Below are 19,508 nucleotides of genomic sequence, written 5' to 3'. Positions count from 1 at the left end.
GTTTTTCACCAGTCCTCTAAAGGAACAAAGCAACTTGTCTTGCCAGGAAGGGGGCAGCCGCCCATGAGCATGGCCTCCTCCTTCGGGCAGAGGTCGTGTCGGAACGCCACTTTTCCCATGAGAGGGGTAGACGGATGATAGGGTTGATGAAAGGATTGGCGTATACGTTAAAAGAGTTGACGCGCGAAAAAGTGACGTACGATTACCCGCACGAACCGCTCCCGCTCCCGGATCGGTTTCGCGGCATCCAGAAATTTTATCCCGAAAAATGCATCGTGTGCAACCAGTGTGTCAACATTTGCCCGACCGAATGCATCCAGCTGACCGGGAAAAAACATCCCGATCCGACGAAAAAAGGGAAAGTGATTGAGACGTACAACATCAACTTTGAAATTTGCATTTTATGTGATTTGTGCACGGAAGTATGCCCAACGGAAGCGATTGTCATGACGAACAACTTTGAGCTCGCGGAATACAGCCGCGACGCTCTGTATAAAGATTTGGCCTGGCTCGATGAAAACGATACGAACATCAGAAGGGAGAATAAGCCGTGAGCGGAACGGACATCGCCTTTTTCTTGCTCGCCCTCGCGGCGATTGCCGGGGGAGTGACGATGCTCCAGCTGACGAACGTCGTCCATATGGTCATCGCCCTCGTCATGACATTTGTAGGCATTGCCGGGCTGTACGTGCTGTTGTCCGCCGAATTTGTCGCTGTTGTGCAAGTGCTCATCTATTCCGGAGCCATCACGATCATCATGCTGTTTGCGATCATGCTGACGCGCCATCACACAGACGAAAGGGAGCGCCAAACCACCGGCGGCGTCTGGCATAAAGCGGTTGCCGCCCTCTCCGTCATCGCCTTCGGCCTTGCCGTCTACTTCGGCATCCGCCAGCTCGACTTCGGCGCTGACGGCAGCGCGCTTTCGGGCGACAACGCTAAGGCGATCGGCAAGTCGCTTTACTCGTATTATACGATTCCGTTTGAAATCGTGTCCGTCATTTTGCTTGTCGCCTTAATTGGCGCGATCGTGTTGGCGAAAAAAGACGGCAAGGGGGCGGAAGACGAATGACATTATCGGCCTATTTAGCGTTGGCGCTGATCTTGTTTTGCATTGGGCTGTACGGGGCGCTCACGAAGAGGAATACGGTCATTGTGCTCATCTGCATTGAGCTGATGTTAAATGCGGTTAACATCAATTTCGTCGCTTTTGCCAAATACGGCGCCCATCCCAGCGTTCACGGGCACGTGTTCGCGCTGTTTGCGATCGCCGTGGCGGCGGCGGAAGCAGCCGTCGGCTTAGCTGCGCTCATCGCTTTTTACCGCAGCCGGAAGACGGTTCAAGTCGATGAAGCCAATTCGTTGAAACATTAGAGAAGGGGATGGGAACGATGATGAACCTAGTTTGGGTCGTGCCGCTGTTCCCGCTTGGTTCGTTCATTCTGTTGCTGCTGTTCGGACGGAGATGGAAACAGCGAAGCGCCTATGTCGGCATCGCCGCGACGTTCTTGTCGCTGCTTTTGGCGCTCGCGGTGCTTGTGGACCGCCTCGGCGGGTCGACGTATGAGGCAAACTGGACATGGATGACGATCGGCGGCGTGACGTTGACGGTCGGGATTTCCGCCACCGCCCTAAACGCTTGGATGCTCGTCGTCGTCGCACTCGTCAGCTGGCTCGTCCATGTGTATTCGCAAGGGTACATGGCTGGCGATGAACGGTTTTCCACCTTTTACGCGTATTTGGGCCTGTTTACGTTTGCGATGCTCGGTCTTGTGCTGTCGCCGAATTTGCTGCAGGCGTACATCTTTTGGGAGCTCGTCGGACTTGGATCGTTTTTGCTGATCGGTTTTTACTTCTATAAGGAAGAAGCAAAAGCGGCGGCGAAAAAAGCGTTCATCATGACGCGCATCGGCGACGTTGGCTTTTTTATCGGCATGATGTTGCTCTTTTGGCAAACGCACAGCTTTGATTACGATGACATTTTCCGCGCCGTCGGCGACGGCACGCTGTCGCCGGGGATGACGACGCTCGCGGCGATCTTGATTTTTATCGGCGCCATCGGCAAATCGGGGCAATTTCCGCTCCATACATGGCTTCCAGACGCGATGGAAGGCCCGACGCCGGTGTCGGCGCTCATCCACGCTGCGACGATGGTGGCGGCCGGTGTGTACCTTGTGGCGGCATTGTTTCCGCTGTATGAGGCAAGCCATGCAGCCATGATGACCGTGGCGACGATCGGCGGGGTGACGGCCATTTTCGCCGCGACGATCGGCTTGGTGCAGACGGACATCAAGCGCGTCCTCGCCTATTCGACGGTCAGCCAGCTCGGCTATATGATATTGGCGCTTGGCGCGGGCAGCTATGTCGCGGCCATCTTCCATTTGACGACGCATGCGTTCTTTAAAGCGCTCCTCTTTTTGGCCGCCGGGAGCGTCATTCATGCCGTCCGTACGCAAAACATCGAGGAAATGGGCGGGCTTTGGCGGCGGCTGCCATGGACCGCGCCGCTATTCCTCATTGGGGCGCTGTCGATCAGCGGGGTTCCGCTATTCGCCGGCTTTTTCAGCAAGGACGAAATTTTGGCCGCCGCCTGGACGAACGGGCCGCGCCTCCTCTTTTGGCTCGCGGTCGCTGCCGCGCTGTTGACGTCGTTTTATATGTTCCGGCTCTTTTTCCTCGTCTTTGCCGGCAAAGCGCGGCATCATGAGGATGCTCATGAAGTGCCGGCCTCGATGGTGGCGCCAATGCTTGTGCTCGGCGTGCTGTCGATTGCATCCGGATACATGCAAACGCCGTGGTTTGGCTCGTTCCTTGGCGAATGGTTGACGGATGGAGCGTATCGTCATGAAGCGGCGCCGGGATGGATCGCTGTTTTGGCGACGATCGTGTCGTTTGCAGGGATTTTTCTCGCTTGGCTGATGTACGGGGCGCAGAAAATGCCGCGCGATTGGCTGTCCGCGCGTGTTCCGTATGTTGATGAGCTGCTGCGCCGTCATTACTACATCGATGACATTTACCGTTTGACGGTCGTGTCGCTTGTGTCATGGATCAGCCGCCTGTTGGCGTATGTCGACCGCTTCCTTGTTGAAGGGCTCGCCCGGCTTGCCGCCGGCATTGTCGGCGCGGCCGCCTCGGCTGGGTCGCGCGGGCAAAACGGGCAGGCGCAGACGTATGGGGCGGTGACGGTGGCCGGATTGGCGATTTTGGTCGTCATTTTCGCCTTAACAGGGGGGTACTGGCTATGATGTTTTTATCGCTGCTCGTCTTTTCGCCGCTGTTAGGCATCATGTTGCTGATGTTTGTCCGCAAAACGGATGAACGAATGATTCAATGGCTCGGAACGGCCGCCACCGTACCGCCGCTCATTTTGGCGTTGTTTGCTTTCATTCAGTCCGGGCGCGGGTTTCGCCTCGAGCGGCTCGACGAAGCGCGGGACTGGGTGCGGCTTACGGACCTGCCATTTTTGACGGACGCGGCGTATGTGATCCGCTATGAGCTCGGCATCGATGGGCTGTCGCTTGTCTTTATCGTTCTGACCGCGGTGTTGGCGACGTTGGCCGCTTTGGCGTCGATGCTTGTCAAAACGGAGAAAAAAGGGTATTTTCTCTGGCTGCTGGCGCTTGAGATTGGCATGCTCGGCGTATTTTCCGCCGCCAATTTCGTTTGGTTTTTCCTCTTCTTAGAAGTGACGTTGGTCGCCATGTTTTTGCTTGTCGGCAAGTGGGGCGGGTTTGAGCGCGAGCGGGCGGCGTACAGCTACTTGTTGTACAACGGGCTCGGCTCGGCTTTGCTGCTTGTCGTGATCGCGGTGCTGCTTGCCCGAACTGGAACAGCGAACTTTGCCTTGCTTCATGAAATGTTACATAATCCAGCGGCGGAAGGGCAACTGATTGCGCCGCTGACGGCGGAAGGGCGTCGCTGGCTGCTCGGCGGGCTGCTGTTGGCATTTGCCGTCAAGCTGCCGGCTGTTCCGTTCCACCGCTGGCTCATCCGCGTCCACGTCGAAGCGCCGCCGCCGGTGGTGATGCTTCATGCCGGGGTGTTGCTGAAAATCGCAGCGTATGGGATGATTCGCTTCGGGGTCGGCTTGTTTCCGGATGAGTTCCGCTCGTTTGCCGGCGTTCTCGCTCTATTTGGCGTCATCAACGTGCTGTACGGCGCGCTGTTGGCGCTTCGCCAGCGCGAATTGAAGCGCGTGCTCGCCTACTCGAGCGTGTCGCATATGGGGGTCGTGCTCATCGGACTCGGTGCGTTGAATGAGGCCGGCATTCAAGGAGCGGTCTTTCAATCGGTGGCTCACGGACTCATCTCGGCCTTGTCGTTTTTGCTTGTCGGCGTGCTCGCTCATCGAATGGGAACAACGGACATCAACCGGTTTGGTGGACTGACGAAAGCGATGCCGCTCTTTTCCGGGTATTTGCTCACAGCGGCGCTCGCCTTGCTCGGTCTGCCGGGGCTGGCGGGATTTGTCGGTGAATTCACGTCGTTTCTCGGGCTGTTTCAAACGAAGCCGGCCCTTGCCGCCGTGGGGGCGCTTGGCTTGATCTTCGCCGCTGTCTACTCGCTGAAAGCCGTCCTTGATATCACGTTCGGCCGCCCCCGCGACCAGCGGGAAGCGGTCATGGGCTGGCGTGAGCCGCAAGCATCTGCGGCAAGCCTAGGTGAACCGCAAGGGGGCGTCGTTGACTTGCAAGGAAAAGAAGCTGTGCCGGCGTTCATCCTCGTCGCGTTGATCGTGGCCGTCGGCGTCTATCCGCAGCTATTGGCCGCGCCGCTTACGGCCGTCGTCAAGACGATGATGAACGGGCTAGGGGGTTGATCACATGAACGATGTATGGCAATCCGATTGGAGCATGATGGCGCCCGAATGGATCGTCCTCGCGGCCGCCATAGCGCTGTTGGTGATGGACTTGGCGCTGCCGAGTGATCGAAGCCGCCGTCCGCTTGCTTGGGGCGCCGCGGCGGCGGCGGCGCTCGCCATGATCGCGACAGCGGCGATGATCCCGGTCGGGTCGGCATCGATTTTGCATGATACGTTCCGGCTCGATGCGTTCGCCAAAGCGTTCAAGCTCATTTTGCTGGCTGGCGGAGCGCTCGCTCTGCTTTTAGTGGCCGAATGGGCGCCGAAAGAAGGCAGTCCGCACCGCGGCGAATTTGTCTATATGATGTTGTTTGCGCTGCTTGGGGCGATGATGATGGCGTCTAGCGGCGATTTGCTTACATTATTTGTCAGCCTTGAGCTGCTTTCGGTGTCGTCCTACATTTTGGCCGGTTTGCGCAAAACGGCGCCGGCATCGAACGAGGCGGCGCTCAAATATGTCATTAACGGCGGCATCGCCACCGCCATCATGCTGTTTGGCATGAGTTATGTGTTCGGCTTGACCGGAACGACGAATCTCGGCGGCATCGCGCGCCGCTTGCAGGAGACGAACGAGCCGTACATGCTTGCTTTGGCGTTTCTGCTTTTGCTCATCGGCGTTTCGTTTAAGCTGGCGACTGTTCCGTTTCATATGTGGGCGCCGGACGTGTACGAAGGAGCGCCCGTTCCAGCGACCGCGTTTTTTGCCGTCGTGTCGAAAACGGCCGGCTTTGCCCTTCTTCTCCGTTTGCTGGTGACGATCTTTGCCGCGGCGCCGGCAGAAGGGCGTGACCCATCATCGCTTCTTTTGTCGATGCAGCCGATCATCACCGTGTTAGCCGGATTGACGATGATCATCGGCAGCGTCGTGGCGCTTCGGCAGAGGAGTTTAAAGCGGCTGCTCGCCTACTCGAGCATCGCCCACGCCGGCTACTTGCTCGCGGGGTTTGCCGCGATGTCATGGGCGATGATCGATTCGCTCTGGATGTATTTGCTCGTCTATACGTTGATGAACATCGGGACGTTTGCCATTATTGCCCATATTGTCAATGAAACCGGATCCGATGATTTGGATGGACTGGCCGGCTTATATCGGCACCGCCCACTGCTGGCTGCGGCGCTCGGGCTGTTTTTGCTCTCGCTCGCCGGCATCCCAGGAACAGCTGGCTTTATCGCCAAGCTGCATATTTTCATCGGCCTTGTCGTCACAGAGCCGGGCCATTATGTGCTCGCCGCCGTGATGGCGATCACGACCGTCATCTCGTACGTGTATTATTTCAATTTGATCGTCCAGCTCTTTTTCCGCCCGACGTTCACCGCGCCGCTTGGCCGGCTGCCGGCCGGGCTGTCGACCGCCGTCGTTCTTTGCGCGCTTGGAACGTTGGCGATCGGCTGGGCGCCGGGGCTTGCTTACGATATGCTCGCCCAGTTTGGGCATTTTGGCGATTTTTTGCCGTAACGGTAGAATAAAGGGAGAGGGAGAATGCCTCTCCTCTTTTTTTGCGCCGCCGGCTTCGTTTGGAAAGGAGGGGATGCGCTGCGTGCTTTGCGCAGGAAAGCTCCATCGAGCAATGTTTGCTTTCCACCTAGCATGAAAGTTTCAAGGCCTGCGCATTTTCATAGAAAGAGGGGAATGCTCATCCCGCTGGCTTTGTTTCGGGACGAGGAGCACCTTGGATGTGCGGCCGGCTCTGTTTCGGGGGAGAAGAGCTTATCATGCGCCGCTTAATCTGTTTTCGAAACGCATGAAGTGCTTTGGCTGCTCGCCGCGTTCCGAAAAAGAGGAAATGCTTCGTATGCTTCGTTTCATATATGCTTGAGAAAGAGGTGAAACTTGATGATGCCGGTCATCGGCCAACAAGCGTTGATTTCGATTATCGTTCATTTGGCGTTTCTAGCGGTGACGTGGTGGACGCTGCAGGCGGTGCGGCTCGAGGTGCTGCTTCGGCCGAACCGCGTCGTCCAAGGGCGGCTGCTGTACATTTTATTGACGATTGCCATCGGCTCGACGGTGGCGAACTTTTTCCTTGACTATTGGGCTTGGTCAACCGATTTGCCGTATTTGTTCCGCGAATAGGGAGGCCCGGGGCGCCGTGGTGCTTCGGCTTCCCCTCCAACTGCCCGCTTGCCCCGCCCTCTGTCCGGCCGATCCGTTCTTGCCGCCGCCTCTTTGCTCCCCGTCCCGTCCCCTTCTTCCATGGATTCTCGGCTGTTTGCCCTCCGCTTTGATGTTTATTTATGAAAGCGATTTCAAAAATCGCCGGTTGTCGATTTTTTTGACGTATGTTCCCTTGCCCGGTGGCAACAATAACAAGTAAGGAGAGGAAGGGAACGAAGATGAGAAAAAATCCAATCTGTTGGCTGATGGCGCTGGCCGCCGCGGTCTTGTTGTTGGCCGCAGGGCAATACCGGACGGAAGGCGCGCGGGGGAACGAATGGTCCGAACCGTTGGAAATGATGGCGCACACATTGGCGCAGCACGGTGCCTCGCTCGGCCGCTGGGTCGTGTACACAAGAGAGTATGCCCACGATATTCAAAATGATGCGGACTTTTTCAAAAAAATGGCGGAGTTCAAACAAACATACCGCTCCTTTCACTGGACGTTCCACCAAACTAGCCATTGGCAAAAAGTGATCGGCACGAATGAACATTCCTTTTTTCGTGAACAAATCCAGCTCGTGATGACCGTCACAAATGGAACGCCGCAAACGTATATCCTCTATGAAGCGACCGGCCCAACGTGGAGCCAAGCTGGGTGGAAAGAAGCAGCACAGCACATTCAAAAAACGACGAACGGACTATTTGTGAATCACTCTACATTTTTTGCTTGTATTGAAGGCGAGTTCAGTGGTAATATGGAAGGTGGTTTGTTCGATCAAGCTTCTCAATTGCTTCGCGATTTTCAAGCGACGCCTGTCGAGTGGCTGCGGGAAGAGTCACTCGTTTCCCTGTCTGCATATACTGGGCAGTGGAAGAACGTTCTCCCAACCGCCCATCATCAGTCGATCAACCTGCAACTCGCCTTGAGAGAAAGATTGGGCGGCAAGACGCGCGTCGTTGCTGGAACCCCAATCATTACCATTGAATACTAATATAGAGAAATTGGACGCGGAGGGGAATACCTTGGAAAAGATCATCGTCCGTGGCGGAAACCGGTTGAGCGGCACCGTCAAAGTGGAAGGCGCAAAAAATGCCGTTTTGCCTGTCATCGCTGCCACTTTATTGGCTACGAAAGGAACAAGTACGATTCATGATGTGCCTGCTCTTTCCGATGTATATACAATCAGTGAAGTGCTCCGCTATTTAGGCGCCGATGTGCACATTGCCGGCGAGACGGTCACCGTCGATGCCACCGGTCCGTTGACGGTGGAAGCGCCGTTTGAATATGTGCGAAAAATGCGCGCGTCGGTGCTTGTCATGGGGCCGCTGTTGGCGCGCAACGGCCGAGCCCGCGTGGCGCTGCCGGGCGGCTGTGCCATTGGCTCGCGCCCGATCGATCAACATTTAAAAGGATTTGAAGCGATGGGCGCGTCTGTGAAAGTCGGCAATGGCTTTATCGATGCGGAAGTGAACGGACGGCTCCGCGGCGCCAAAATTTATTTGGACTTTCCAAGCGTCGGGGCGACGGAAAACATTATGATGGCCGCCGTGCTCGCGGAAGGCACGACTGTGATCGAAAACTGCGCCAAAGAGCCGGAAATCGTCGATTTGGCGAACTTTTTGAACGCGATGGGCGCCAAAGTGCGCGGCGCCGGCACCGGAACGATTCGAATCGAGGGAGTTGACGAGCTCGTCGGCACAACGCATACGGTCATTCCAGACCGCATCGAAGCCGGCACGTTTATGGTGGCGGCGGCGATCACCGGCGGCAATGTCCTCGTGCAAGGAGCCGTTCCGGAACATTTAGGCTCGCTGATCGCCAAACTCGAAGAAATGGGCGTGACCGTCATGGAAGAGGAAAGCGGCTTGCGTGTCATCGGTCCGGAAAAGCTGAAAGCCGTCGACATTAAAACGATGCCATATCCGGGCTTTCCAACCGACATGCAGTCGCAAATGATGGCTCTCTTGTTGAAAGCGGAAGGCACGAGCATGATCACCGAGACGGTGTTTGAAAATCGCTTTATGCATGTGGAGGAATTCCGGCGCATGAATGCCGATATTAAAATTGAGGGGCGTTCCGTCATTATCAATGGCCCGTGCCAGCTGCAAGGCGCCGAAGTGGCGGCCACCGATTTGCGCGCAGCGGCGGCGTTGATTTTGGCTGGACTCGCGGCGGACGGCTACACGCGCGTGACCGAGCTTCGTCATCTCGACCGCGGGTATGTCCGCTTCCACGAAAAGTTGGCTGCGCTTGGGGCCGACATTGAACGTGTCCGCCAAGAAACGGAACAATTCGACCAAATTCAAACGATCCAATGGAACGGATAAAGAGCGAAAAACGACCGTGAACTGCCTTTCAGCAGGGAATGGTCGTTTTTTCTTGGAACACGGGCGACCGTCGAAGGACGGTAAAAAACAACCGTTCATTCCTAACGGTCTGTTTTGAAGCTCAGAGAAAGACCGTCTGTATGAAGTTTCTCCATAAGCTTGATCGCATCGCGCGCGGCAAGTCGCGACGGTGGTGAAACATGTGCTTTCGAAAACCCCCTTGTTCCATCGCCCCCTATTCCGTCACCGACTTTTTTCAACGGCTTCATGTTTAGAAGGCTGGTGAAAAACGGCTGTCACGAGCAAATCAGCGGCATTTCGCCAAAAAAGAAGGCTGATTTCGCAAGGTTTTTCTAATTGAGAAACAGCTGGGACTAGCAGTATTTTGTACTCAATCACCAGCCCTTTAGACGGGGTGCGAAACGCGCTCAAGGCGTTTTGGCTCGAGAGAAAACTGTCATACATACTTGTCCGAGCCCATAACTATAGTAACGAACCGAAGCCAACGCAGGCATTCATTCGCGATGTCCGCTTGTGCTTGGAAAACGCATATTGGGGGCTCGGCTATGGTGAAACGATTGAAACCCGTAATGGTGCTCGCTTTCTTGCTGTTTGTCGCCATCCTCGTCATTCCGACGGCGCTCGTTCTTCCATTTTATGACGGGAAGGTGGCGAAATTGGCCGAACAACTGCACAAGCAAGAACAAATTCAGCGGTCGCAGGCAGCCGAAGGGCCGTCTGTCGAGGTGGCGGTCTACCGAAGCAAAGAACAACGCGTCGAACATATTCCCCTCGAGCAATACGTCATCGGCGTCGTGGCGGCGGAAATGCCGGCCGAATTTGAACTTGAGGCATTAAAGGCGCAAGCGTTGACGGCAAGAACGTACATCGTGAAGCAATTGCTCGCCAACCAGCCGTTTCGCCTGCCAAAAGGAGCGAATGTGACCGACACGGTGGCTCATCAAGTCTATTACAGTGATGACGAATTGCGAAAGCTGTGGGGCAGCGATTATGATTGGAAAATCAAAAAAGTGACAAAAGCCGTGTTGGAAACGCAAGGACAAATTTTGACATACCACAACGAGCCGATCGAGGCGCTGTTTTTTTCGACAAGCAACGGCTATACGGAAAATTCGGAAGCCTATTGGCAAAGCGATTTTCCCTATTTAAAAAGCGTCGCCAGCCCATGGGACAAACAATCCCCGAAGTTTTACCAGAGAAAAACGATGTCGGTGGTGGAATTCGAGAGAAGACTGGGGGTCCAACTGCCCGCTGACGGCTCAGTCGGCGTCATTGTATCGCGCACTCCCGGCCGCCGCGTCGGCGAAGTGAAGATTGGCGGCAAGACGTTTACGGGCCGCGATGTGCGCGAACGGCTCGGATTGCCGTCAAGTGATTTCACCTGGGTGCGCAACGGAGATGACATCATCATTACGACGAAAGGCTACGGCCATGGCGTCGGCATGAGCCAATACGGAGCCAACTTTATGGCCAAAGAAGGGAAAACGTACGCTGACATCGTTAAATATTATTACCGCGGCGTTCATATTTCATCGGCGACGGCGTTTTTAAACAAATTGACCGCGAAAAATGGATGAACCGGGGTTCTGCGCCCCGGTTTTTCTGTCAAATGTTCGGGGCAAACGGCAGGGAGACGCCCCTCATTTTTTTGTATAAAATCTAGCCGAATGTCAAAAAATAAGTGAAAAAATTGTTTTCTATGTGTATATCTTTTCCTCTTTCTGTTCAAAATGGTTGCTGAGGTGATGAACATGAGAGAGGAACAAAAACAATCGTCGCTGAAGCGTCTGTTCCGCAAACGTTGGGTATTTCCGGCGATCTATTTATCGTCTGCCGCATTGATCGTCGCTGGTGCGCTTTGGTTCCAATTGGGCAAAGAGGAGAATACGGGCAGAGACAACGTGGCGAAAAACGGCACCGCCCAGCAAGAAAATCCGGCTGTTCCGGTCAATGAAACGGTCGAAACGATTGCGATGCCGGTGCTTGATCCAAATGCGGTGCAAGTGAAAACGCCATTCTACGATGACAAAGCATCCGAAGCAGAACAGGAAGCAGCCCTCGTCTTTTATGATCATACGTACCACCCGAACCAAGGCATCGATCTTGTGCGCCAAGACGGCAAAACGTTTGATGTCACCGCTTCCTTAAGCGGCACGGTGACGAAAGCGGAAAAAGACCCGATTTTGGGCTATGTTGTCGAAATCAATCATGAACAAGGGGTCACGACCGTCTATCAATCGCTCGCTGATGTGAAAGTCGAAGCCGGCGACACGGTGAAACAAGGTGAAGTGATCGGCAAGGCAGGGCAAAGCGAATTCAACAAAGAAGCCGGCATCCACGTCCATTTTGAAATTCGCAAAGACGGCCGGGCGGTCAACCCGATCGACTATGTCGACAAACCGTTGACGGCTTTGACTGACAAAGCGGAAGACAAAACGGGAACCGATCGCGCCGCCACGAGCAAAGAAAAAGAATTGATTCCAAGTGACGAAACAGCGCCGACAGACGAAAACCCAGCGAATGAACAACCATCGGCTGACGACCATTCGACGACGCCAAGCGACAACCATCAAGACGAAAACAACGATGCTTCATCCTACAAAACGCCAGACGCCTCGATCGGCATGGCAAGAGCGTAATCGACAAGGCGTCGAGCAAGAGGAAACGAAAAACGCGACGAAAAGGCCTGTCCGTTTGCCAAGACAAGCGGGCGGGTCTTTTTGCTTTGCCGCTTCTAAAGTCAGACGTGGGAAAAACGGTAGCCAAAAAAGCTCTTCACCATAAGATAAAAAACGTTTTTCATGATAGGTGCCCCAAAAAGTCATGGCTATTTTTTGTTCGATCGGGAGGGACGATGTTATGTTTGTGTCTAAAAGTCAAGTACATCTTTCGGTGATGAACCGCCAAAAATTATGATTTGAATATTCTTTCATTTTTTAGGAACAAGGATGGAAATAACCCCCTCTTTCCTTTAAAATAAATGAAAACGGAAACAGTTTCGTTTGTGAAACGTTTTATTCTTCACTTAACGAAAGAAAGGGGATCATGGCCATGGACTACCTATACCACCCCTACCCATCGCAGCGGATGACGGTGTTCGCCAAAAACGGCGTTGTGGCGACATCGCAGCCGCTCGCGGCGCAGGCGGGGCTTGATGTGTTGAAAAAAGGCGGCAATGCCATCGATGCGGCGATCGCCGCGGCCGCCTGCTTGACGGTTGTCGAACCGACATCGAACGGCATCGGCGGCGATGCGTTCGCCCTTGTTTGGACGGACGGGAAGCTGTACGGATTAAACGCGAGCGGCTATGCGCCGAAATCGATCTCGATTGAAGCGCTCAAAGAGCTCGGCTATACCGAGATGCCGAAGTACGGCTTCGCTCCGGTGACCGTTCCGGGGGCGCCGGCGGCGTGGGCGGCGCTGTCAAAGCGCTTCGGCCGCCTGCCGCTTGTGGAAACGCTCGCACCGGCGATCGCCTATGCGGAAAACGGCTATCCGGTTTCGCCAGTGCTCGGAAAGTATTGGGCTGCGGCGTTTCGTACATACAAAGAAGCGCTTCGCGGGCCGGAGTTTGCCGCCTGGTTTGCGACGTTTGCGCCGGGCGGCCGCGCGCCGAAGATCGGCGAAGTGTGGGCCTCGCCGGACCATGCGGCGACGCTGCGCTCCATTGCCGAAACGGAAGCGGAAAGCTTTTACCGCGGCGAGCTGGCGGAAAAAATCGCCGCCTTCTCGAAGCAATACGGCGGCTTTTTGGCGGCGGACGACCTCGCCGAGTATGAACCGGAATGGGTCGAGCCGATCTCCGTCTCCTACCGCGGCTATGAGGTGTGGGAAATTCCGCCGAACGGCCAAGGGATTGTCGCGTTGATGGCGCTCAACATCATGAACGGGTTTGACGTGCCAAGCGTGCCGGATGTCGAGACGCACCACCGGCAAATCGAGGCGATGAAGCTTGCCTTTGCCGATGGGAAAGCGTACATCGCCGACCGCCGCTATATGAACTGCAGCCCAGACGAGCTGTTGTCGGAATCGTTTGCCGCGATGCGCCGGGCGCAAATCGGCGAGGAGGCGCTGACGCCGGAGCCGGGGACGCCGCCAAAAGGGGGAACGGTCTATTTGGCCGCCGCGGACGGCGAAGGGAACATGGTGTCGTTCATTCAAAGCAACTACATGGGCTTCGGCTCCGGCCTCGTCGTCCCAGGCACGGGCATCGCCCTGCACAACCGCGGCCATAACTTCGCTTTTGATGAGAGTCATCCGAACGGGCTGGCGCCAAGGAAAAAGCCGTACCATACAATCATCCCCGGCTTTTTGACCAAAGGGGGTGCGCCGGTCGGCCCGTTTGGCGTCATGGGCGGATTTATGCAGCCGCAAGGGCATCTGCAAGTGATCATGAACACGGTCGATTTTGACTTAAACCCGCAAGCGGCGCTCGATGCGCCACGTTGGCAGTGGATGGAAGGGAAAACGATATTGGTGGAGCCGCACTTCCCGCGCCATATCGCTGAAGCGCTCGCCCGCAAAGGGCATGACATCCGCTTGGTGTTGGACAGCGGACTGTTCGGCCGCGGGCAAATCATTTGGCGCGATCCTGACACCGGCGTGCTCGCCGCCGGGACGGAGCCGCGCACGGACGGTGCGGTGGCCGCTTGGTGAGACTCACGATAAAGGGATGACTTCGATGAACCAATGGCATTTGTTTCTCGCTTTTTTTCCGCGTCGGCATGCTTGGATATGGGGGCGGCCCGTCTTCGATCCCGCTTGTGCGTGCTGAAGTGGTGGCGAAATACCGCTGGATGGCGGATGAAGAATTCGCTGAAATCGCCGCCAGCGCCTTTTTGATGTTTGGCAAATGGCGCCTGCACCCGGCGTATGTCATCGCCTTGTCGCTTGTGTACGGGGCTTTCTTTTTGTCTTAATGCAGGGAAAATCCTTTCGGCGCTGCAACGGGATGCTTCATCCATGGGTGAGCATCCCTCTTTTTGTGGCAGTGCGGGCAAGAAAGAACATCAATGCAGAAATTCCTGTTGGAAAAGGCCGCAAAAAGCGCTCGGGACAGGAGCGTTTTCCTAATTTAGACGCCGGATGGCGAGCGCGGCAACAGCCGCGAAGGCGAAATCGGCAGCGCCTTCACTCGACCGTAAATGTCGCCTTCGCCCGCGCGTTCGGCCAGTTTGGATCAGCGAGCCACCACTCAAGCGTATACGTCCCCGGCTCTAGGTCGCGGAACGTTTCCTGAAACGACAGCTCTTCCCCCTGTTTTAACGGCCGTTCCTCATAAATTTGCGCAAACATCTTCCCTTCGCTGAACTGCTTCACCTTTTGTCCATCGCGGTATAAAACGTAGTCATACTTTTTCGAGCTCGTAAACGTCACCGTTTGCACGCGTTCGGTTTGGTTTTTCACTGTGAAGGTAAACACGTATGCCCCGTTTTGTTTTTCATATGTCAGCGATGGCTCAAGCGTCCCGGCGATGATGCCTTTTCCGCCCGCGGGCGCTGGTTTGCCGGTCGGAGCAGGGCCAAGCAAATCGTCTTTCGCCTGCGGTTGATCACTGCCGTTTGTGTACATGAACAACGCACTCGCCGCTGCTGCTCCCACGAGCGCCGCAATGATGCCGATCGTCTTTCCGTTTCCCATTCTCGCTCCTCCTTTGACTTTTCTATTATAGTCGTTTCCCATTTCGCTCTCGTTACAAACCGCAAAAAAAATTGTGAAAAAACCGTTGTCCGCCTTGATATTTCTGGTATATATGCCCGATTTGTCTAATAAAATGTTACAAATTGAACAGCAATGAGAGTGGTTGAGGTGGGGATCGTTCACAACCGGCAAGCGACGCGATGAAGACGCTTCTAAGACATCCAACGAAAGCGGCGCCCATCATTGGCAAGACGAGTCTCATTTCACACTTCTCACTTCTCACATCCAACTTAGGGAGGGCGAGTGGTGTGCACGATTACATCAAAGAGCGTACGATCAAGATTGGCAAGTATATCGTGGAGACAAGGAAAACCGTTCGCGTCATTGCGAAAGAATTTGGCGTATCCAAAAGCACCGTGCATAAAGACTTGACCGAGCGGCTGCCGGAAATCAACCCGGAACTGGCCCAAGAAGTCAAACAAATTCTCGATTACCATAAATCGATCCGCCATTTGCGCGGCGGGGAAGCAACGAAGAAAAAGTATAAAAAGCAGACGGTGAAAAACAACTGACTTTTTCCTTGCCATCTGCCGTTTGCAGTATCATTCCGGGAGGCAAATATGGTAGAATAAACAATTAGGAATGATTTTAGGGCAGAGGCAAGGAGGAGCAAGTCATATGTTTTCACGAGACATCGGCATTGACCTAGGCACGGCGAACGTCCTCATTTTCGTCAAAGGCAAAGGCATCGTGCTCAATGAGCCGTCCGTCGTGGCGATCGATAAACACACGAACAAAGTGCTGGCAGTCGGCGAAGAAGCACGACGAATGGTCGGACGTACTCCTGGGAATATTGTTGCCATTCGGCCGCTCAAAGACGGCGTCATCGCGGATTTTGACATTACCGAAGCGATGCTGAAGCATTTCTTAAGCAAGCTCGACCTAAAAGGCTTTTTCGCCAAACCGCGCATTTTGATTTGTTGCCCGACGAACACAACATCCGTGGAACGGAAAGCGATCAAAGAGGCAGCGGAAAAAAGCGGCGGCAAAAAAGTGTACTTGGAGGAAGAGCCGAAAGTCGCAGCCATTGGCGCCGGAATGGACATTTTTCAGCCGTGCGGAAACATGGTCGTTGATATTGGCGGTGGCACGACTGACGTCGCCGTTCTCTCGATGGGAGACATCGTCACCGCCTCTTCCATTAAAATGGCCGGGGACAAGTTTGATATGGAGATTTTAAACTACATCAAGCGCGAATATAAGCTGCTCATCGGGGAGCGAACGGCCGAGGAAATCAAAATTAAAGTCGCAACGGTATTCCCAGGCGCACGGTCCGAAGAAATCGACGTCCGCGGCCGCGATCTCGTCACCGGACTGCCGCGCACGATCACCATTCGTTCAGAAGAAATCGAACGGGCGCTTCGCGAGCCGGTGTCGTTGATTGTACAAGCTGCCAAAAGCGTGCTCGAGCGCACCCCGCCGGAATTGTCGGCGGATATTATCGACCGCGGCGTCATTTTAACGGGCGGCGGCGCATTGCTTCATGGCATCGATTTATTGCTGTCAGAAGAGCTGAAGCTTCCGGTGTTCGTCGCGGAGAATCCGATGGACTGCGTCGCTCTTGGCACCGGGATTATGCTGGAAAACATCGATCGGGCGCCGAAATCGCAATTGATTTAAAAAGCCGTCATGCCCTTTGGCCAAGAGATGGTTCATCTGGATCAACCTTATAGAGTCAACCTTTTGCGTCATTCAGGCGAAGACCGCTTTGGAAGGACGTTTTTCTCATGGCGTGATCAAAATGGATACAACCGCCGCCGAGACAAGCGAGGCGGGCAAAAAAGGAATGGCGGGGGATGCCGCGGCAGCCCTTGCCCGCTTATAATGAAAGTATGGAATGGAAAGGAGCGGAGCGGCAGGGCAACGCGCCGCCCGCTTGACCATAGGGAACACCCCATCCGCCGCTGCCCAAAGAGCGGCCGCGGCTTTTTCTGATCGATCGGACAAGCGAGGTGCTGGTCATGTTGAGAGGGTTGTACACCGCCGCGAGCGGCATGTTGGCGCAAGAGCGGCGCGTGGATTGGTTGACGAACAATTTGGCGAACGCCGAAACGCCGGGATACAAAGCCGATGCGGCCGCGATGAGAGCGTTTCCGGAACTGTTGATGAGCCGCCTCGAGGATCAACCGATCCCGACCGCCTCAAGGCGCGCCATCCCGACGCAAACCGTCATTGGGCCGCTCGTCACGGGCGTCTATATGCAAGAACTCATCCCGAACTTCCGCCAAGGGGATGTGAAAGAAACCGGCTTGGCGACCGATATCGCCCTTGTGGACGGACAAGTCCCCGTCGACCGGGCGAGCGGCCAGCGAGGCGCGCTGTTTTTTGCCGTCGCCAACGGTCAAGGGGAGGTCCGCTACACAAGAAACGGTCATTTCACCTTGAGCCCGGACGGCTACTTGACGACGCAAGAGGGCTGGTATGTGCTTGATGCCAATGGCGAGCGCATTCCGCTCTCAAGCGAGCGGTTCTCGGTCCGCGACGATGGGACGATCATCGATGAGAATGGGACGGCCACCCGTCTCGGCGTTGCATTCGCCGCCAATCCGCAAACGTTGGTCAAGGAAGGAAACGGCTTATTCCGCAGCACGACAGGGCCGTTGCCGCAGGCGCCCGGCAATGTGACGTATACGGTGAAACAGCGTTTTCTCGAGCGGTCGAACGTCGACATTGAGCGGACGATGACCGATTTGCTCGCTGCCTACCGCACGTTTGAAGCGAACCAAAAAATCGTCCAAGCGTACGACCGCAGCTTGGACAAGGCCGTCAACGAAGTCGGCCGCCTGAAATGATGACAAAAGGGGGACAAGCCCGTGCTTCGTTCGATGCTCACCGCCGCCAACACGATGAACGCTTTGCAAGAGCGGCTCGATACGATCAGCCATAACATCGCCAACAGCAACACCGTCGGCTTTAAACGGCGCGAAGCGAGCTTTGCCGAGCTCTTGACCCAACAAATCGACCGCCTGCCGAACGACGAAGCGCCCCGCGAGACGCCGGCGGGCGTGCGCTACGGCAACGGGGCGCGTCTCGCTTCGACGATGCTCATCACCAAGCAAGGCGCGCTGGTGGAAACCGGCCGCCGCTTGGATTTTGCCTTGACGGCCGAAAACCAATGGTTCCGCGTCCGTCTGGCTGATCAAAGCGGCGCGGAAACGATCGGCTACACCCGCGCCGGCAACTTTTCGCTTGCGCCCATGAACGGCGAGCTTGCTTTGACGACAAGCGACGGCCTGTTTGTGCTTGATGAAAGGAACGCGCCGATTGTGCTTCCCGCCGATGCGCATGACGTGCAGGTGTCCCCGACTGGGACGTTGACGGCAACCAATGCCGACGGCCGCGTCGTCGCCCGCGTCAATTTGGGCGTCACCGTGATCCGCCGTCCGCAGCTTCTGGAAGCCCGCGGCGGCAATGTCTATGCGCTTCCCAACGTCCCAGGCGCGGCCGAAGAACTGAACGGCAACTTGCGCGGCCAAATCAGCGTCAAGCAAGGCGCCTTGGAACAGTCGAACGTCGACCTTGGCGAGGAAATGGTCGGCCTGATGGCGACAAGCCGAGCGTATCAGCTGAACGCCCGCGCCATTTCCATCTCCGAACAAATGCTTGGGCTGATTAACGGCATGCGCTCCTCATAAGGAGGATCGCGATGAGTGACGAGAGGCATCAAGAACCTATGAGCTCGCCGTCTTCCCGGATGGCGAGGCGGAAAGGCCGAGTAAGAAAGAGCCCGCCGGCCCCCGCCGAACCGGAAGCCAAAGCTCTTCCGCCGGAGGGGGAGGCGGCCGCGCCGCGCCGGTTCGTCCGCACCCGGCTCATCCCGATCTGGCTTCGGCTGATCATCGTGATCGTCTTGATGGCCGCAAGCCTCGCCGCCGGCGCGGTCGTCGGCTACAGCGCCATCGGCGATGGGAAGCCGCTCGATGTATTCCGCCCGTCCACGTGGAAGCACATCATCGATATCGTCGAGAAAGGAACGGACCGCGGCTGATGAAGCCGCCAAACGAGAGAAAGGAGTTTGCCCATGCTTGACATCCAGCAAATCCAGTCCATCATCCCGCACCGCTATCCGTTTTTGCTTGTTGACCGCATCGTTGAAATCGAAGAAGGCAAGCGCGCCGTCGGCATCAAAAACGTGAGCGCCAACGAATCATTTTTCGCCGGCCACTTCCCTGAATACCCGGTCATGCCTGGCGTGTTGATCGTCGAAGCGCTCGCCCAAGTCGGCGCCGTCGTCCTCCTGCAGAGCGAGGAAAACCGGGGCCGCCTCGCCTTTTTCGCCGGCATTGACAACTGCCGTTTTAAAAAGCAAGTCAAGCCGGGCGACCAGCTCCGCTTGGAAGTCGAAATTCTCCGCGCCCGCGGCGCCATCGGCAAAGGCAAAGGCATCGCCGCCGTCGACGGCGAGCTTGTCTGCGAAACGGAGTTGATGTTCGCTCTTGGCGACAAACGAGCTGACTGAACAAAACGCGTTCCTTCGGGGAGCGCGTTTTTTTGTCGGCT

General features: G+C 55.8%; 19 protein-coding genes and 1 pseudogene. 19 read left to right on the top strand and 1 reads right to left on the bottom strand.

Annotated features, from left to right (window positions below; genetic code table 11):
* Positions 1-134 precede the first annotated feature (134 nt).
* From nuoI to GYMC52_RS20105, 13 genes and pseudogenes are all read left to right on the top strand, one after another.
* Entirely contained in the window at positions 135-554 is a 420-nt protein-coding gene (gene nuoI, locus GYMC52_RS17185) for an NADH-quinone oxidoreductase subunit NuoI (protein WP_013146600.1), read from the top strand.
* The gene (locus GYMC52_RS17180; protein WP_013524804.1) at positions 551-1,072 is read left to right on the top strand and encodes an NADH-quinone oxidoreductase subunit J; all 522 of its coding nucleotides are present in this window, start codon (positions 551-553) and stop codon (positions 1,070-1,072) included. Before nuoI ends, GYMC52_RS17180 begins: the two co-directional genes overlap by 4 nt.
* A complete protein-coding gene (gene nuoK, locus GYMC52_RS17175) occupies positions 1,069-1,374 on the top strand; it encodes an NADH-quinone oxidoreductase subunit NuoK (RefSeq protein WP_011232815.1) in 306 nt (101 codons plus the stop codon). The genes GYMC52_RS17180 and nuoK overlap by 4 nt, the downstream gene beginning before the upstream one ends.
* 17 nt (positions 1,375-1,391) lie before the next feature.
* On the top strand, positions 1,392-3,245 hold the full coding sequence (gene nuoL, locus GYMC52_RS17170; RefSeq protein ID WP_013524803.1) for an NADH-quinone oxidoreductase subunit L: 1,854 nt from the start codon (positions 1,392-1,394) through the stop codon (positions 3,243-3,245).
* Entirely contained in the window at positions 3,242-4,819 is a 1,578-nt protein-coding gene (locus GYMC52_RS17165) for an NADH-quinone oxidoreductase subunit M (RefSeq protein WP_013524802.1), read from the top strand. The genes nuoL and GYMC52_RS17165 overlap by 4 nt, the downstream gene beginning before the upstream one ends.
* Positions 4,820-4,823: 4 nt before the next feature.
* Positions 4,824-6,317: an NADH-quinone oxidoreductase subunit NuoN gene (gene nuoN, locus GYMC52_RS17160; protein WP_013524801.1), complete on the top strand. Its 1,494-nt coding sequence runs from the start codon at positions 4,824-4,826 to the stop codon at positions 6,315-6,317.
* 378 nt (positions 6,318-6,695) lie between these two features.
* The gene (locus tag GYMC52_RS17150) at positions 6,696-6,935 is read left to right on the top strand and encodes a DUF1146 family protein (protein WP_011232810.1); all 240 of its coding nucleotides are present in this window, start codon (positions 6,696-6,698) and stop codon (positions 6,933-6,935) included.
* Between the two features lie 260 nt (positions 6,936-7,195).
* Positions 7,196-7,951: a YwmB family TATA-box binding protein gene (locus GYMC52_RS17145; protein WP_013524800.1), complete on the top strand. Its 756-nt coding sequence runs from the start codon at positions 7,196-7,198 to the stop codon at positions 7,949-7,951.
* 31 nt (positions 7,952-7,982) lie between these two features.
* Entirely contained in the window at positions 7,983-9,287 is a 1,305-nt protein-coding gene (gene murA / locus GYMC52_RS17140; protein WP_013524799.1) for a UDP-N-acetylglucosamine 1-carboxyvinyltransferase, read from the top strand.
* Positions 9,288-9,853: 566 nt separating this feature from the next.
* Positions 9,854-10,885: a stage II sporulation protein D gene (gene spoIID / locus GYMC52_RS17135; RefSeq protein ID WP_013524798.1), complete on the top strand. Its 1,032-nt coding sequence runs from the start codon at positions 9,854-9,856 to the stop codon at positions 10,883-10,885.
* A gap of 174 nt (positions 10,886-11,059) precedes the next feature.
* The gene (locus GYMC52_RS17130) at positions 11,060-11,947 is read left to right on the top strand and encodes a M23 family metallopeptidase (protein ID WP_013524797.1); all 888 of its coding nucleotides are present in this window, start codon (positions 11,060-11,062) and stop codon (positions 11,945-11,947) included.
* A gap of 412 nt (positions 11,948-12,359) precedes the next feature.
* On the top strand, positions 12,360-13,964 hold the full coding sequence (locus GYMC52_RS17125; protein WP_013524796.1) for a gamma-glutamyltransferase family protein: 1,605 nt from the start codon (positions 12,360-12,362) through the stop codon (positions 13,962-13,964).
* A 25-nt stretch (positions 13,965-13,989) separates the two neighbouring features.
* Positions 13,990-14,143 (top strand): annotated as a pseudogene (locus GYMC52_RS20105) (chromate transporter); the annotation flags it as partial.
* 295 nt (positions 14,144-14,438) lie between these two features.
* Here the strand turns inward: GYMC52_RS20105 and GYMC52_RS17115 are convergent.
* Positions 14,439-14,948: a BsuPI-related putative proteinase inhibitor gene (locus tag GYMC52_RS17115; protein WP_013524795.1), complete on the bottom strand. Its 510-nt coding sequence runs from the start codon at positions 14,946-14,948 to the stop codon at positions 14,439-14,441.
* Between the two features lie 308 nt (positions 14,949-15,256).
* On the opposite strand from GYMC52_RS17115, the gene spoIIID reads away from it, so the two are divergent.
* From spoIIID to fabZ, 6 genes are all read left to right on the top strand, one after another.
* Positions 15,257-15,520: a sporulation transcriptional regulator SpoIIID gene (gene spoIIID, locus GYMC52_RS17110; protein WP_011232801.1), complete on the top strand. Its 264-nt coding sequence runs from the start codon at positions 15,257-15,259 to the stop codon at positions 15,518-15,520.
* A 106-nt stretch (positions 15,521-15,626) separates the two neighbouring features.
* Positions 15,627-16,628, top strand: a complete 1,002-nt coding sequence (locus GYMC52_RS17105; protein ID WP_013146588.1) for a rod shape-determining protein — start codon at positions 15,627-15,629, stop codon at positions 16,626-16,628.
* A gap of 341 nt (positions 16,629-16,969) precedes the next feature.
* Positions 16,970-17,800 (top strand): flagellar hook-basal body protein, encoded by an 831-nt coding sequence (locus tag GYMC52_RS17095; protein WP_013524794.1) that lies wholly within the window; start codon positions 16,970-16,972, stop codon positions 17,798-17,800.
* 21 nt (positions 17,801-17,821) lie between these two features.
* Positions 17,822-18,643 carry a flagellar hook-basal body protein gene (locus GYMC52_RS17090; protein ID WP_013524793.1) on the top strand — a complete coding sequence of 274 codons (822 nt, stop codon included), beginning with the start codon at positions 17,822-17,824 and terminating at the stop codon, positions 18,641-18,643.
* Positions 18,644-18,654: 11 nt separating this feature from the next.
* Positions 18,655-18,996 carry a DNA-directed RNA polymerase subunit beta gene (locus tag GYMC52_RS17085; RefSeq protein ID WP_013524792.1) on the top strand — a complete coding sequence of 114 codons (342 nt, stop codon included), beginning with the start codon at positions 18,655-18,657 and terminating at the stop codon, positions 18,994-18,996.
* 33 nt (positions 18,997-19,029) lie between these two features.
* Positions 19,030-19,467, top strand: a complete 438-nt coding sequence (fabZ, locus tag GYMC52_RS17080) for a 3-hydroxyacyl-ACP dehydratase FabZ (RefSeq protein WP_013524791.1) — start codon at positions 19,030-19,032, stop codon at positions 19,465-19,467.
* Positions 19,468-19,508: the final 41 nt, after the last annotated feature.

Origin of the sequence: Geobacillus sp. Y412MC52 (assembly GCF_000174795.2) — a bacterium.
GTDB classification, from domain to species: Bacteria; Bacillota; Bacilli; order Bacillales; family Anoxybacillaceae; genus Geobacillus; species Geobacillus thermoleovorans.
Note: the sequence above shows the minus strand (reverse complement) of the source record. Positions and strands in the feature narration are given on the sequence as shown.

Bases quoted from the DNA above. Each gene is read 5' to 3' on its own strand.
- nuoI (WP_013146600.1), top strand. From the start codon at position 135: ATGATAGGGTTGATGAAAGGATTGGCGTATACGTTAAAAGAGTTGACG.
- nuoK (WP_011232815.1), top strand. From the start codon at position 1,069: ATGACATTATCGGCCTATTTAGCGTTGGCGCTGATCTTGTTTTGCATT.
- nuoL (WP_013524803.1), top strand. From the start codon at position 1,392: ATGATGAACCTAGTTTGGGTCGTGCCGCTGTTCCCGCTTGGTTCGTTC.
- GYMC52_RS17165 (WP_013524802.1), top strand. From the start codon at position 3,242: ATGATGTTTTTATCGCTGCTCGTCTTTTCGCCGCTGTTAGGCATCATG.
- nuoN (WP_013524801.1), top strand. From the start codon at position 4,824: ATGAACGATGTATGGCAATCCGATTGGAGCATGATGGCGCCCGAATGG.
- GYMC52_RS17150 (WP_011232810.1), top strand. From the start codon at position 6,696: ATGATGCCGGTCATCGGCCAACAAGCGTTGATTTCGATTATCGTTCAT.
- GYMC52_RS17145 (WP_013524800.1), top strand. From the start codon at position 7,196: ATGAGAAAAAATCCAATCTGTTGGCTGATGGCGCTGGCCGCCGCGGTC.
- spoIID (WP_013524798.1), top strand. From the start codon at position 9,854: ATGGTGAAACGATTGAAACCCGTAATGGTGCTCGCTTTCTTGCTGTTT.
- GYMC52_RS17130 (WP_013524797.1), top strand. From the start codon at position 11,060: ATGAGAGAGGAACAAAAACAATCGTCGCTGAAGCGTCTGTTCCGCAAA.
- GYMC52_RS17125 (WP_013524796.1), top strand. From the start codon at position 12,360: ATGGACTACCTATACCACCCCTACCCATCGCAGCGGATGACGGTGTTC.
- GYMC52_RS17115 (WP_013524795.1), bottom strand. From the start codon at position 14,948: ATGGGAAACGGAAAGACGATCGGCATCATTGCGGCGCTCGTGGGAGCA.
- GYMC52_RS17105 (WP_013146588.1), top strand. From the start codon at position 15,627: ATGTTTTCACGAGACATCGGCATTGACCTAGGCACGGCGAACGTCCTC.
- GYMC52_RS17095 (WP_013524794.1), top strand. From the start codon at position 16,970: ATGTTGAGAGGGTTGTACACCGCCGCGAGCGGCATGTTGGCGCAAGAG.
- GYMC52_RS17085 (WP_013524792.1), top strand. From the start codon at position 18,655: ATGAGTGACGAGAGGCATCAAGAACCTATGAGCTCGCCGTCTTCCCGG.
- fabZ (WP_013524791.1), top strand. From the start codon at position 19,030: ATGCTTGACATCCAGCAAATCCAGTCCATCATCCCGCACCGCTATCCG.